Genomic DNA, 14,012 nt, shown 5'->3' with positions numbered 1-14,012 from the left:
TGTAGGGGTGTGTTGGATTTTCTCACGGGGTGGTCCCCGTAACTCGACGGCTCGTCGCGCAACCACTATTGTGGGGGTCCACGAAGACAGCGTATGGACACGACGACGATGCTCCCGCCCCACCCCGACCGACGGTGGACGCTCGCCCGACAACTCGGCCTCTCGACTGCCGTCGTCCGCTTCTGGGGCGAAGACGAGTGGTGGACGTACGACTCGCTGCTGCAGACGAAGAATCGGTTCGACGACCACGGCCTCTCGCTGGACGTCGTCGAGGACCGGCCGCCGATGACGAAGACGGTGCTCGGGCGCGAGGGCCGCGACGAGGAAATTGAGACGGTCAAACAGCTCCTTCGGAACATGGGCCGCGCCGGCATCGACGTCTACTGCTGGGTGTGGACGGAGAACCCAGTCGGCGTCCTCCGAACCGCCGACGAAGTCCCGCTACGCGGGGACTCCCGGACGACGGCGTACGACCACGAGCAAGCCGAGCGCGCGCCCGACTACCCCGTCGACATCACGGCGGACGAGCTCTGGGCGAACCTCGAATACTTCCTCGACGAAATCGTCCCGGTCGCCGAGGAAGCGGGCGTGAAGCTCGCGCTCCACCCCGACGACCCACCCACGGAGTCAGTTCGGGGCGTCCCGCGGCTCGTCAACTCCGTCGAGAACGTCCAGCGCATCCTGAACCTCCACGACAGCCCGAACCACGGGCTGACGTTCTGCCAGGGGAACTACGCGGCGATGGGTGCCGACGTCCCCGAGACGATTCGGCAGTTCGGGGACCGCATCCACTTCGTGCACTTCCGGGACGTCGACGGCTCCTCCGAGTCGTTCGTCGAGACGTGGCAGGACGACGGCCCGACGGACATGCTCGCGGCGATGGAGGCGTACCGCGAGGTCGGCTTCGACGGCCCGATTCGCCCCGACCACGTTCCGCGCATGCTCGACGAGGGCCACCGCGACGACGCCCAAGCCGGCTACACGGACATGGGTCGGCTGTTCGCCGTCGGGTACATGAAGGGGTTGCTGGAGCAGACTAACGCCTAGGTACGAACTTCATTTGTCCAAGCTTTATTGTCGACCTCCGAGCAACTACGTCCATGAGCTTCCTCGACGAGCACTACCTGCTCGGTTCGGAGACGGCAGTCGATCTCTACGAGTCGATTGCCGACCTGCCAGTCGTCGACCCGCACAACCACATCGACCTCGCGGAGGTCGTCGAGAACGAGCCCTGGGACGACATCTGGGCGGTCGAGGGCGCGACCGACCACTACGTCTGGCAGTTGATGCGCAAGCGCGGCGTCCCCGAAGCGAAAATCACGGGCGACGCCACCAACCGCGAGAAGTGGGACGCGCTCGCGGACGTGTTCCCGGACTTCGCGGGCAACCCGACGTACGACTGGGTACACCTCGACCTGAAGCGCCGATTCGGTATCGACAAGCCGCTGAACGCCGACACCGCCGACGAAATCTGGGCGGAGACGAAGCGCCAGCTCGCCGACGACGAGATGCGCCCGCAGCAGGTGCTGCGGGACATGAACGTCGAGGTGCTGTGCAGCAGCGACGACCCGACCTCCCGACTCGAGTACCACGAGCGTGCCGAAACCGAGGTGGAGGCTGTCGACGTCCGGCCGACGTGGCGGCCCGACCGCGCGTTGAAGGTCGAGAACGCGGCCTGGGAGACGTTCGTCGCCGAACTCGACGACGTCACGGCGGCCGACCTCAGTGACTTCGAGGGGTTCCTCGACGCGCTCGCGGAGACCCACGACTACTTCGCGGACCACGGCTGCGTCGCTTGCGACGTCGGAATGGGCACGGATCCGGTCTCCAAGCCCGTGAGCGACGAGCGCGCCGGCGACGTGTACGCGAAGGCGCGCCGGGGCGCGAGCCTCTCGGACGCGGAGATACGCGACTACAAGGCGTACCTGCTGGAGTTCGTCGGCGAGTTGAACAGCGAGGCGGGCTGGACGACCCAACTGCACGTCGGCGCGGTGCGGGACTACCGCGAGTCCCTCTACGAGGACCTCGGGAAGAACGCGGGCGGGGACGTGTCCACGCCGGACGTCGACCTCGTGGACGGACTGGACTACTTCTTCGACTGTTTCGACGGCGAGACCGAAATCGTCCTCTACACGCTCGACCCGACGCACTACCCGAGCGCGACGGTCGTCGCGCGCGCCTATCCGAACGTGAGCATCGGTCCAGCGTGGTGGTTCAACGACAGCCCGATGGGCATCGAGAACCAGTTGGAGCGCGTGGCAGCCGTCGACTTGCTCGCGAACCACGCTGGGATGGTCAGCGACTCACGGAAGCTCGTCTCCTACGGGTCGCGCTTCGAGATGTTCCGGCGGACGCTCGCGGACGTGGTCGGTGAGATGGTCGAACGCGGCCGGATTCCCTACGACAACGCAGAGCGCCTCGTCGAGCACGTCGCCTACGACCGCCCGAAGGAGCTGTACGGCCTGTCGGCGTCATCGACACAGTAAAGTGGCACTCGTGGGTCGTCTGGCGTACGTATGACCGGACGACTCAGCGGAGACACCGCCATCATCACGGGGTCCAGTCAGGGAATCGGGAAGGGCATCGCGGAGCACTTCGCCGCCGAGGGCGCGAACGTCGTCGTGAACTCGCGCTCGCAGGAGCGTGCCGAGGAGGCCGCCGCCGCCATCGAAGCCGACGGTGGGACTGCCATCGGTGTCGAGGCCGACGTCACCGACGAGGACGAGATGGAAGCCCTGGTGCAGACGACCGTCGAGGAGTTCGGGAGCCTCGACGTGTTCGTGAACAACGCCGGCGTCACGACGCTCGGGCCCGCCGAGGAGTTCGATATCGACGACTGGCGGGAGGTCGTGAACGTCGACCTCGTGGGGACGTTCGTCGGCTGTCAGGCCGCGGGCCGACAGATGATAGCGCAGGACGAGGGCGGTGCGATTCTCAACATGTCCTCGCTGATGGGCGGTCGCGGCCTCCAGCTGCGGTCGCCGTACTGCGCGTCGAAGGCCGGCGTGAACAACCTCACGCAGACGCTGGCTGTCGAGTGGGCCGAACACGACATCCACGTCAACGCGCTCGCGCCGGGGTTCATCTGGACGGAGATTACCGAGCAGACCCAGGGGTCGGCGGGGTACACCAACGACGACATCCGCGACCGGACGCCGCTGGGGCGCTTCGGGACCGTCGACGAGATGGCCGAGTGTGCGCTGTTCCTCGTGAGCCGGAACAACTTCGTGACGGGCGAAGTGCTGTACGCCGACGGCGGCTGGCAGGCGTACGGCTGGGGCGCGGGCGACCAGTAACGGCATCACGCGGGGCCGTTCGAAATTCCGAAAGAATTGTGTAGAGTCGGTACTGGGTACTACTCGGCTCGCCGGGCAGAGATTGCACGCGGCGTCCAGAGTATCGTCTGTACTCCGGAGCGTTGTCCCACGCGATGCCGCCCGTCTCGCCGGGCGAGTGCGTCCTCGTACGCACCGCTGCGCGCTCGCGACGAGTAGCGATGCGGCTGTTCGTCTGCCGGCAGAATCAAATTCTGACATACAGAACGACACATTCCAAACGGGCCACGCCACTATTACATACGTAGAGGTGTAATTCCCCCATCGCTCGAATCTCTTTAGGTATTATACCACGGTAGAACGGACGAATTCAGGAACTTCGACCGGTGTAGTCGCGGAACAGAATGTGTTCTACTATTCAGAACAATTGTTCAGTAGTTGATGTTGAGTTCGATGACGTTCGCCGCGCTGAGCACGCGCTCGGGGAGTTCCCCGTGGAGGTCCTCGTCGCTGACGCGGCTCGCTGGCGCGGAGACGCTGATGGCACCGAGCACCTCGTCCGAGGAGTCCTTGACTGGGGCCGCGATACAGCGCAGTCCTTCGAGACGTTCGCCGTCGTCGATGGCGTACCCACGGTCGCGGACCCCGTCCAGCACCTCGTCCAGCTCCTCACGCGACCCGATACTGCGCGGCGTCATCCGTTCGAGGCCCCGGTGCTCGATGATTTCCTCGACGCGCTCCTCGGGGAGGTGAGCGAGAATCGCCTTCCCCAGCGCGGTCGTGTGGAGATGCGTCCGGAGCCCGGCGTAAGTGTCGAGGTCGACGGCTTCCTCGCCCTTCGACCGCATCAGGTAGACGCCCATCCCCTGCTCCTCGACGAGCAGGTTCGCGAGCTCGCCCGTCTCGTTCCCGAGCGCCTTCACCTCGGGCTCGGCGACCTGATAGAACTCCATGGACTTCCGCGTCGAGCCACCGACTTCGAGGAATTTCAGGCCGAGCTGGTACTCGTCGCCGGTCTTGAGGACGTAGCCGTGCTTCTGGAGGGTCGTGAGGTGGTTGTGGACCGCGCTCTTCCCCATGTCGAGGCCCTGAGTGAGCTCTGTCACGCCGCAGGGTCCCCGGTCCATCAGCTCTTCGACCAGAGCGAGAGTCTTCTCGGTCGTCCGCACCGGATGTTTGGCGTCCATGCTAGATACTCACTACGTACGACGGCTAAAGTGTTCTGGATTGGAGAACGAACTACCGAATTCTCGTCGGATAAATCCGAATCGACACCCCGTTTCGCGGCAGCGTAGAATCGGACTGAGCGCGACGGCAGGAGTTCCGAACCCCGATGTAGTAGTATGAATTGTGCGTGTCTCCGAAAATTTTAAATTATAATCGTCTATACTGTGGGACGTCATGCCAAATGACGATGCGAGCGACCGCTCTCGTGAGCGGCTGAGCCGTCGAAAAGTGCTGGCCGTCGCTGGCGCTTCCGGCGTCGCTGCCCTCGCAGGCTGCAGTGGCAGCGGGGCCGAAAGCGACGACGAACCGACCAGTACCAGTGGTACCGACAGTACGACGACCGAGGACAGCGGGCCCGAAGTGTACGACAGGATGTACCGGAACGGGTTCCCGAACAATCCCGTCGACCTCCACGCCAACTCCTACAGTTCACAGAACTTCTCCGAACTCGCCGGGCGACTCCTCCACGACCGGTACGTGGCGTACTCGTTCGCCACCAGCGAGTTCCAGCCCGTCGCCCTCGAAGAGATGAACTTCGACGGGACGACGGTCACGCTGAAGCTCCGCGAGAGCCTCAGTTGGGACAACGGCACCGACGTCACGACCCGCGACATCCAGACCCAACTGGAGCTGTCGAAGAAGACGAACGGCGAGATATGGGGCTACCTCGACGACTACTCCGTCGTCGACGACAAGACGCTCGAACTCGAACTCACCGAGCCGACGAATCCGAAGATAATCAAATTCACCTTCAACAACATGCGGGTGGACACGCCTCACGACGTCTTCGGGGAGTTCCTCGAACAGCCGGCTTCGGAGGTCCAGCAGTTCTTGTGGGAGGACGACATCGTCGCGAGCGGTCCGTGGTCGCACGTGGGCAAGGACCGGCAGGGCTGGGAGTTCGAACGCAACGAGGAGTTCTACGCCGCCGAGAACGTCAACTTCACGAGCTTCCTGCTGGAGTCCTACGGTGGTAACAACGCGCTCCAGCAAGCCCTAATCGCCGGGGATTCCATCGACGGCGTGTCGAGCCTGTTCGTGCCGCCGCAGGTTGTCGACCAGCTCGCGGACAACGTGGTAGAGAACAGGATGCCCTCGAAGTGGGGGTACGGCATCATCTTCAACCACGAGGACGAGCACTTCGGCAAGCGCAACGTCCGGCAGGCGGTGGCGAACCTGCTCGACCGCCAGCAAATCGTCGACAACGGCGGTCGCCGGACGAAGTTCCCCGCGCCGGTGCCGTGTGGCATCGCGCCGAAAGACCAAGAGGAGTGGCTGGGCGACTCGATGAGCAACTTCGACACCTACGGGGTCGACGAATCCCGCGAGGAGGAAGCCACGCAGTTGCTGCAGGACGCCGGCTACAGCAAGCAGAACGGCAGTTGGCAGGACGACAGCGGCAACACCATCGGCGGCGACTACTTCTCCCCCGCGGGATGGAGTGACTGGACGACGATGACCCAGACGGTGGTCAGTCAGCTCAACGACTTCGGCTTCGACTTCTCCATCAGCACGAAGCCGACCAACGACTGGTTCACCCAGTACGCCGACAGCAACTTCGCGATGGGGTCGCTGTACTGGCTCCCGGGCGGAGCGCGGTCGGCGTTCCCGTACTTCCCGCTGCGCTACCAGCTGCTCAACACGCACGTCAACGGTGGCCACCAGTACGAGGCCGACACCGAGTACACCCTCCGCGGGATGGACGGGTCCGGCGAGATGACCATCAACCCGCTCCAGGAGGTCAACAGCATCTCGCAGATGTCCTCGGACGAGGAAGCGACGCCGATTGTGAAGCGGGCTGCCTGGCACAACCACATCGAGTTGCCGATGCTGTCGATAGTGGGGACGAACGGCCAGCAGTGGCTCACGAGCGACGAGTGGAACCTCCCGGCGGAGGACGACCCCTCCCGGAAGGTGCCGCGGCCGCCGATGTGGCCGATTCACGAGGGTGAACTGACCGCGAAGCCGCCGTAACGACGAGGACTTCGAGTCGAGTGGCGTGCAGTCGCGACGAACGCCGGGTCACTGCTCGCACGTAGCTGTGAGGGTGCAGAGACCGACGCTTTCGGGACTTCTATCCCGCTCTGAGGAGGCCTGCTTTCCCTCCTGGCTCCGGTACGGTTTTGTACCGAGAGTCGGAGTCGGGTGGTATGAGCCACGTTCACAGAGACGACAGTTCGTCGTCCGTGAATGCGGAGGCGGCGGCTGGAAAAGCACTCGACAGCGAAGACGTGACTATCGCGTACGTCGGCGGCGGCAGCCGACAGTGGGTCCCGAACCTCGTACAGGACCTCGCGCTCTCCTCGTTCGACGGCGAAGTCCGCCTCTACGACGTGAACGTCGAGGCGGCCGAGCGGAACGCCGAGTTCGGCAACCGGGTGCAGGACGACGAGGACGCCACCGCCGAGTGGACCTACACCGCGACCGGCGACCTCGACGCCGCGCTCGACGGCGCGGACGTCGTGTTGCTGTCCACCCAGTACGACCCGACGGAGACGTTCGTCCACGACCTCGACATCCCCGAGTCGTACGGCATCTACGGCGCTGTCTCCGCGACTATCGGCCCCGGCGGCATCTTCCGCGCGATGCGAACGATTCCGCTCTACCGGCGCTTCGCAGCCGCCATCCGCGAACACTGCCCGGATGCGTGGGTGTTCAACTTCACGAATCCAGTCCACTTCGTGACGCGCGCGCTCTACGACGAGTACCCCGGCATCAACGCGGTCGGCATGTGCCACGAAGTGCTGCACGCCCGCGACAAACTTGCGGCGTTCGCCAACGACCACCTGGGGATGGACGCCGACCGCGCGGACGTCTCGGCGAACGTCAAGGGCATCAACCACTTCACGTGGATCGACGAAGCGTACGTCGACGGCGTCGACCTCTGGCCGCTGCTCGACGACCTCGCGCACGGCGAGGAAGGCACTCGCACGTACGAGCCGGCGGACCTCGAAGACGGGAGTCCGTTCACGGACCCGTGGCAGGTCTCCTGGGAGCTCTACCGGAACTTCGGGCTGCTCCCGTTCGCGGGCGACCGGCACATCGTCGAGTACGCGACGTGGTTCCTGCAGGGCGGCAAGGAGGGCCTGAACCGCTGGGGCGTCAAGCGCACGGGCAGCGACTTCCGCGCGAAACACTGGACGCCCGCCGAATCCGAACAGACCACCGACGTCGAGGCGTGGCTCTCCGGCGACCGCGCGTTCGACCTCGAATCGTCGGGTGAGGTGCTGTTGGACGTGTTGGGCGCGCTCGCGGGCGGCGAGGAGTTCGTCACGAACGTCAACCTCCCGAACCGCGGGCAGGTCGAGGGGCTGGAGTCGGGCGCGGTCGTGGAGACGAACGCGCTCGTCTCCGCCAGCGAAATCCGGCCGCTGAGTGCGGGCGGGTTCCCGCGGCCCGTGCGCTCGCTGCTCTCCACGCACGTCGACACCATCGAAACCGTCGTCGCGGCGGCCCGCGACGGCGACGTCGACCACGCGTTCCAGGCGTTCCTCCTGGATCCGCAGGTGCGCACACTCCAGACCGAGGACGCCCGCGAGATGTTCGCCGAACTCGTCGACTCTCAAGAAGCGTATCTCGACGACTGGGCCCTCGACGACGCGGACGTGCTCGCGGCGGCAGACTCGTACTGAACCGAGCAGCGCGTCTCCCCGTGTTTCATTAGGACGCGCACTCTCGCAACAGCCATGTGTTCAGCATCATCGAGTGTCGTCGTCACCGGCGCGCTCGGCGGCGTCGGACAGTGGGTAGTCGACAGGCTCGTCGCCGACGGCCACGACGTCGTCGGACTCGACCAACGCCTTCCCGCGGAGGGCGGCCCCGAGGGCGCGTCGTTCTTCGAGGTGGACCTGACTGACCAAGGCGAGACAAACGAACTGATTTCGGATGCTGACCCGGACGCAGTTGTCCACCTTGCGGCGATTCCGGACCCGACCAACCACGCCGGGTCACGAGTGTTCACGAACAACGTCGAGAGCGCGTACAACGTCCTCGACGCCGGCGGGCGCGTCGGGGCGGACATCGTGTGGGCGAGTTCGGAGTCGGCGTACGGCTTCCCGTTCGCCGACAGCGTGCTGAAACCCGAGTACGTTCCCATCGACGAGGCCCACCCGTTCCGTCCCGAGGACCCATACGGCGTCTCGAAAGTCTCGGGCGAAGCCGTTGCGAAGGCGACTGCGCGGCGACACGACGTCTCCGTCGTCTCCATCCGCCCGTCGTGGGTGCAGTACCCCGGTGGGTACCTCACCGAACAGAACCGCGAGGCCTTCGACGTCGACGGGCTGGCCGCGCGGTCGACCGAGGACCCGCCGGACGGCGGCATCGGAAACTTCTGGTCGTACATCGACGTCCGGGACTTCGCGTCGATGGTCACGGCCGCGCTGGACGCCGACGTCTCCGGGCACGAGGCGTACCTCTGTCACGCCGACGAGAACTATCTCGACGTCGACACTGCCGCCCTGTTCGACGCGCTCTTCGAGGACGCGCCGCCCTGCGACACCGAGGGCAACGAGGCTGCGTTCACCACCGCGAAAGCCGAACGCGACCTCGGCTGGACGCCCGAACACACGTGGCGGGACGCCGCCGACGAAGACGCCGACGGCCCGGACTTCGCCTAGCTACGCCTCGATCGCGTCGACGACCGCGTCGTAGGCGGGCTTTCGCTCGAACTCCTCGTCGAACAGCAGCGGCGCTTCGCCGAAGCCATTCGGTGAGAGCCACGACTGGCCGTCGTCTACGCCTCACGTGACGACTGTGTCGACACCAGCGTCCACGGCAGCGGCGACGACGTCGTGGTAGTATTCGGCCTGTTCCTCGCAGTCGTCGGCAGCGTCGCCGATGCCGACGTCGAGTTCGGTGATGTGGACGTCCAGCCCGAGGTCCGTGAGCCGTTCGACGTTCGCGGCCACGTCCGCGGGCGGCACGAGGTCGTCGAAGACGTGGAGCTGGAGGCCGACGCCGTCGATGGGAACGCCGCGCGCGACGAGGTCGTACACCTCGTCGGATTTCGCGGAGAAACCGTCGGCACCGTAGTCGTTGTAGAAGAGGTCGGCGTCGGAGACGTCAGCGGCGTCCGTGAAGTCGTAGCCGCGTTCACCGTCGGCCAGTGGCCCCCACTTCATCGCGTTCTCGGCCGTAACGGCGTCGAATTCGCGAGCGAGCGTCTCCCGGTAGTCGGTGTCAGTGCGGAGCGAATCGACGTCGACGGCAGCGCCGACGTGTACGTCTGCGTCTGTGGCAGCGTCTCGGAGCGTTCGCATAGTTGCCCTTCACCAGGCCGAGTCTTGAAAGCACCAGCCGCGACCGCTCGCGGGAACAACACTTATTGGGTCGGTGTGAGTTGCCGCGGCGTACGGTGGTTCGCCTTCGGAACCCGATTCGGCTGCTCCTGTTTGGCATCGGCGCGGCACTCGCTCGCCTCGGCCTCATCTCCGGCGAGCGGGCGCGAGAGACGACGGACCTCGCGTGGCCGCGCATCGTCACCGGGCTCGCCCGCATGTCGAAGGGCGTCGCGGATGTCGCGATGGTCGGCGTGACGCTCGGGCCGACAGCCATCGCCGGGATGGGGTTCGCGGGGCCGTACTGGGGGATGACGTTCGCCATCGGCGGCGGGATGGCGGCGGGAACCATCGCGCTCGTCTCCCAGCGCTACGGCGCACAAGCGTACGACGAACTCGGGCAGGTCGTCCGGTCGAGCGCGGCGGTCGTCACCGCGATGGCGCTCCCGATAGCCGTGCTCTTCTGGGTGTTCCCGAGCCAGCTGGTCACGCTGCTGAGCGACGACCCTGTTGCGGTCGCGTACGGTGCCGATTACCTCCGCGTGCTCGCCGTCGGCGTCCCGTTCGCCATCCTCAACCAGATTGGGAGTCGCGCGCTCGTCGGTGCCGACGACGCGTGGACCCCGATGGTCGTCCGCTCCAGCGGCGCTGTCACGAACGTCGCGCTCAACGCGGTGTTCATCTTCGTGCTCGACATGGGCGTCGTCGGTGCGGCGCTCGGCACCGTCGTCGCGGGCGTGCTCGTCACGACCGCGTTCGCAATCGGGCTGGCGTTCGGCCGCCTCCCGCTGGTCGGTGAATTCCCGATTCAGGTGCAGTGGTTCGACCGGTACGTCCAGTGGGAGCTGTGCCGCGACCTCGTCTCCATCGGCGTCCCGGTCGTCGGGCGGAGTTCGGTGTGGACGGTCGCGCGGTTCCCGATTCTCGCGTTCGTCGGCATGTTCGGATCGCACGTCGTCGCGGCGTACGTCATTAGCCGGCGCATCTGGGGATTGATGAACACGCCCGGCTGGGGGTTCGGCCTCGCCGCGTCCAGCCTCGTCGGCCAGTCGTTAGGCGCTGACGACGAGTCCACCGCAGAACTGTACGGCCGCGAAATCACCACGTTCACTGTCGCCGTCTACGTGTTCGCGGCCGTCGTCGTCGCGCTCTTCGCGGAGCCAATCGTGCGGCTGTTCGTCGACGACCCAACGTCGCAGGCCGTCCCGGTCGCCGTCACGCTCGTCTACGCGGCCTGCATCGCGGTCGTCCCGCAGGGTGTCACGAGCGCGGTGGCGGGCGCGCTCGACGCCACCGGCGACACGAACTGGCCGTTCTACAGCCGCGCAATCGGGATGTTCGGGCTCGCCATCCCGCTGGTCTACCTCGGTGCGACGACGCCGCTGGGCATCATCGGGATTCACCTCTCGTTCCTCGCGGAGAGCGTGCCGGGCGCCGCCATCAACTACTATCGATTCCGCTCCGGGAAGTGGAAGGCCATCAGCCGGGGGTATCGCCCGGAGGCCGCGACCGACGACTGACGGCTCCGAGCGGCCTGCTCACCGAATCAGGTCGAGCGGGTCCGCGAGGTCGAGGTCGCTGTCGTCGAGCCAGCCGACGAACGCCTCGAACAGTTCGGGCGAGTTCCCGGCGTCGTGGAACAGGACGATTTCGTCCCCGTCGCCGGCTTCGCTGAGAGCGGTCTCGAAGCGCGCTCGCAGCTCCGCGACGTCGTCGGTTTCCCAGTCTTCGGCGTCGAGGGTCCACGACCAGTCGAAGCGCGGACGTTCTCCGGTCGCGGCCCCGTTTGGACCCGTGAATCCGTAGTCGTCGAGGATTTGCTGGAAGAGTTCGGCGTGGTCGCCGCCGTCGTCTCCGTAGGGGAAGCGGAACAGGCGCGCGGGGCGCGTGACGCTCGTGCGGTCGTAGACGGCGTCGATGCGTCGCTCGGTGCGCGCGAGCTCCTGCTCGAACGCCTCGACGGAGCTGTCGGACGCGTACGGGTGCGAGTACGTGTGGTTGCCGAGGTGGTAGCCGGCTTCGACGGCGCGCTCGGCGAGCGCCGGGTAGTCGTCGAGTCGCCGCCCCTCACAGAAGAGCACTGCGGGGACGTCGTGTGCGTCCAGTGCGTCGAGTTTCGCGCCCAGCGTCTCCGAGGGCGCATCGTCGATGGTGAGGTATGCGTTCATGGGTGTGGTTGCGGGCAGCTAGTGCCAGTTACTCCGTGTGACGGTGGCGTCGAGGGTAAGCGTGGCGGTCCCCTGTATCAGGTCGGTGTCGTGCGTTTCCCTCGACGCCGCACCTATCTACGAACTGGGTCGGGCGGAATAACTCGGAGTTATCGACAATCAACGATAACGTATAAGGTGGATGTCGAACAACCGGCACACATGCGTTGGAAGTGCCCTCAGTGCAACAGTGGCGTGACACGAGAACACGGCTCATTCGTCTGCCGAGACTGCGGTCACGCTCCCCGACACGGCGCGGACTGACCACCAAGAACACCGAGCCGAGTAGGAAGCGAGAAGATAGCCGACAGAACACAGATACGCCAGCAGTATTGCCAGCCGACATCGGCAGGAATCGAACCGGAGCCGACAGCGCCGTCAGTAGGTTGCGTCGCGGATGTCGTCGTCGAGGTCGTCGAACTGGTCGAGGTAGGTCAGCCGTTCCTCGCGTAGGTTGGCCTGCGCAGCGTCGAAGTCCTCGACGCGATCGGGAACGCTGAACTGCTTGATGTCCATGCCCGGCACGCTACCGGGGACAGTGAGGTCGAGCGCCTCGTCGTACGTCCAGTCGATGTTGCCGCGAGCGACGCCCTCGAGGATTGAAACGGTTTCCTCGACGCCGACGTCGGCAGGGTCGTCAGTGCCGACGGCGCCGGTGTTGATGACGTAGCACTCGACGTCGAGGTCCGCGATGAGGTCGCGGAAGCGGTTGCCCTCCTTGCCTTCGGAGCCGACGATGAATGGGTTGGTGCCGACGACGCGGATGGATTCCCCTGCTTTGGTGGGGTCGCCGGCGCTGGTTTCGATGGATTCGCCGAGCATGAACGCGACGGCGGCCTGCTCGTTGCTGAGGCGGGCGACCGGCGGCATCAGCGGATTCCGCGTGATGAAGAATACTTGGTCGACGCTCTCGAGGTCGATGTCGTCCGCGGAGCTTTCGAGATGGTCGCGCTGGACGACGGCGCGTGCGTTGCGGCCGTGGCGCGGTTCGTCGAAGTGGACCGTACCGTCGTCGTCGACAGCCACGTTCTCCAAGACAGCGCTCTCGTCGGTTGCTGCATCGTAGAGTTCGGGCTGCTCGTCGCCGTCGAGGCCGATGGTTTTGATGTAGAGCCCACCGCCCTCACTGCCGGCGACAGTCCCCGAAGGCAGAAGTGCGCAGACGTCGTCCTGAATCATCTCGACCCCTTCAGGATCGTCAAGCCAGAGGCCGTGGCTGGTCAGCGTCGATTTTCCGGTTCCAGAGAGGCCGAGGAAGAGTTGGCCGACGTCGCGGTGGCCCTGGTCGTCGTGGAGGGTGACGCGTTTGCTGCCGGCGTGGAGGCCGAGCCCGCCCTGCTCTTTCGCGCGCAGCATGAACAAGCGGAGGAACGACTTCTTCGCCTCGCCCGTGTAGTCGCTACCCAGCACGGTCGTGACGCCTGTTTCAGGGTGGACGCGAATCTTCGGCTCGTCGGTGGCATCGGGAAGTTGAACGGTAACGAAGTCGGGCTCTGTGCCCTCGGCTGGTTCGAGGAGTTTTGCCCAGGAGAGTGCGATACGGCCGTACGCCTTGGGGAGGTAGAGCCGGCAGACGTACGAGGAGTCGGGGTGGCGGCCGACGACGCGGTCGACACAAATCACGTCGTTGCTGGGGTCGGTCACCCAGTCCAGGCCCTCCTCGAAGACGGTGAAGTCCTCACCGTCGAAGTCGGCGTCAACGGCATTCTCGGTTCGGTCGGCGCTGCGCGAGCGGTGCTCGCTGACGTACGCTGGGGCACCGAATTCGGTCGTCGTCTCCAGCGCCGAGGAGAACTCGCGGAGCGCGTCCAGTGACGGGTTGTACGTGACGTGCTCGGCTGTTTCGGGGTCCGGATACTCTGTCGGCTTCGGGACGCTTTTGAGACCTACCATTTTGCATCGTAGTCGGCGTGAGAGTCTAATAAGGCTGTTGAAGATGAGGATATCGACGAAAAACATTAACTCAGATTCCGGTACGGGCTCGCACCTCGCACCCCTGACGTGTGCCGACAGTAGATTTTTGTGCT

10 protein-coding genes and 1 pseudogene are annotated in these 14,012 nt (G+C 65.4%); 7 read left to right on the top strand and 4 right to left on the bottom strand.

What is annotated here, in order from left to right; translation table 11 throughout:
* Nucleotides 1–93 precede the first annotated feature (93 nt).
* From LT974_RS07970 to LT974_RS07960, 3 genes are read left to right on the top strand one after another with little or no spacing between them, the layout of a single operon-like run.
* On the top strand, nucleotides 94–1,047 hold the full coding sequence (locus LT974_RS07970) for a mannonate dehydratase (protein ID WP_232587120.1): 954 nt from the start codon (nucleotides 94–96) through the stop codon (nucleotides 1,045–1,047).
* 53 nt (nucleotides 1,048–1,100) lie between these two features.
* Entirely contained in the window at nucleotides 1,101–2,486 is a 1,386-nt protein-coding gene (uxaC, locus tag LT974_RS07965; protein WP_232587118.1) for a glucuronate isomerase, read from the top strand.
* 30 nt (nucleotides 2,487–2,516) lie between these two features.
* Nucleotides 2,517–3,296 carry an SDR family NAD(P)-dependent oxidoreductase gene (locus LT974_RS07960; protein WP_232587117.1) on the top strand — a complete coding sequence of 260 codons (780 nt, stop codon included), beginning with the start codon at nucleotides 2,517–2,519 and terminating at the stop codon, nucleotides 3,294–3,296.
* Between the two features lie 410 nt (nucleotides 3,297–3,706).
* On the opposite strand, the gene xacR is transcribed toward LT974_RS07960, so the two are convergent.
* Nucleotides 3,707–4,462, bottom strand: a complete 756-nt coding sequence (gene xacR / locus LT974_RS07955; RefSeq protein ID WP_232587116.1) for an HTH-type transcriptional regulator XacR — start codon at nucleotides 4,460–4,462, stop codon at nucleotides 3,707–3,709.
* Nucleotides 4,463–4,676: 214 nt separating this feature from the next.
* Here xacR and LT974_RS07950 point away from each other — a divergent pair, with 214 nt between their 5' ends.
* The 3 genes from LT974_RS07950 (at nucleotide 4,677) to LT974_RS07940 (ending at nucleotide 9,118) form a co-directional block, all read left to right on the top strand.
* On the top strand, nucleotides 4,677–6,476 hold the full coding sequence (locus tag LT974_RS07950) for an ABC transporter substrate-binding protein (protein ID WP_232587115.1): 1,800 nt from the start codon (nucleotides 4,677–4,679) through the stop codon (nucleotides 6,474–6,476).
* Nucleotides 6,477–6,652: 176 nt separating this feature from the next.
* Nucleotides 6,653–8,134, top strand: coding sequence for a family 4 glycosyl hydrolase (locus tag LT974_RS07945; protein ID WP_232587114.1), 1,482 nt, complete (start codon nucleotides 6,653–6,655; stop codon nucleotides 8,132–8,134).
* Between the two features lie 54 nt (nucleotides 8,135–8,188).
* Nucleotides 8,189–9,118, top strand: coding sequence for an NAD-dependent epimerase/dehydratase family protein (locus LT974_RS07940; protein WP_232587113.1), 930 nt, complete (start codon nucleotides 8,189–8,191; stop codon nucleotides 9,116–9,118).
* Here LT974_RS07940 and LT974_RS07935 read toward each other — a convergent pair.
* Nucleotides 9,119–9,760 (bottom strand): annotated as a pseudogene (locus tag LT974_RS07935) (endo-1,4-beta-xylanase). It abuts the gene before it with no gap.
* 95 nt (nucleotides 9,761–9,855) lie between these two features.
* Here LT974_RS07935 and LT974_RS07930 point away from each other — a divergent pair.
* Nucleotides 9,856–11,298, top strand: coding sequence for an MATE family efflux transporter (locus LT974_RS07930; protein ID WP_232587112.1), 1,443 nt, complete (start codon nucleotides 9,856–9,858; stop codon nucleotides 11,296–11,298).
* An 18-nt stretch (nucleotides 11,299–11,316) separates the two neighbouring features.
* Here the strand turns inward: LT974_RS07930 and LT974_RS07925 are convergent, their stop codons facing one another.
* Together LT974_RS07925 and LT974_RS07920 are read right to left on the bottom strand one after the other, a co-directional pair.
* Nucleotides 11,317–11,946, bottom strand: coding sequence for a polysaccharide deacetylase family protein (locus tag LT974_RS07925; RefSeq protein ID WP_232587111.1), 630 nt, complete (start codon nucleotides 11,944–11,946; stop codon nucleotides 11,317–11,319).
* A 417-nt stretch (nucleotides 11,947–12,363) separates the two neighbouring features.
* Nucleotides 12,364–13,878: a phosphoenolpyruvate carboxykinase (ATP) gene (locus LT974_RS07920; RefSeq protein WP_232587110.1), complete on the bottom strand. Its 1,515-nt coding sequence runs from the start codon at nucleotides 13,876–13,878 to the stop codon at nucleotides 12,364–12,366.
* Between the last annotated feature and the right edge of the window lie 134 nt (nucleotides 13,879–14,012).

This window comes from Halobacterium noricense (genome assembly GCF_021233435.1).
GTDB lineage: Archaea > Halobacteriota > Halobacteria > Halobacteriales > Halobacteriaceae > Halobacterium > Halobacterium noricense.
Note: the sequence above shows the minus strand (reverse complement) of the source record. Positions and strands in the feature narration are given on the sequence as shown.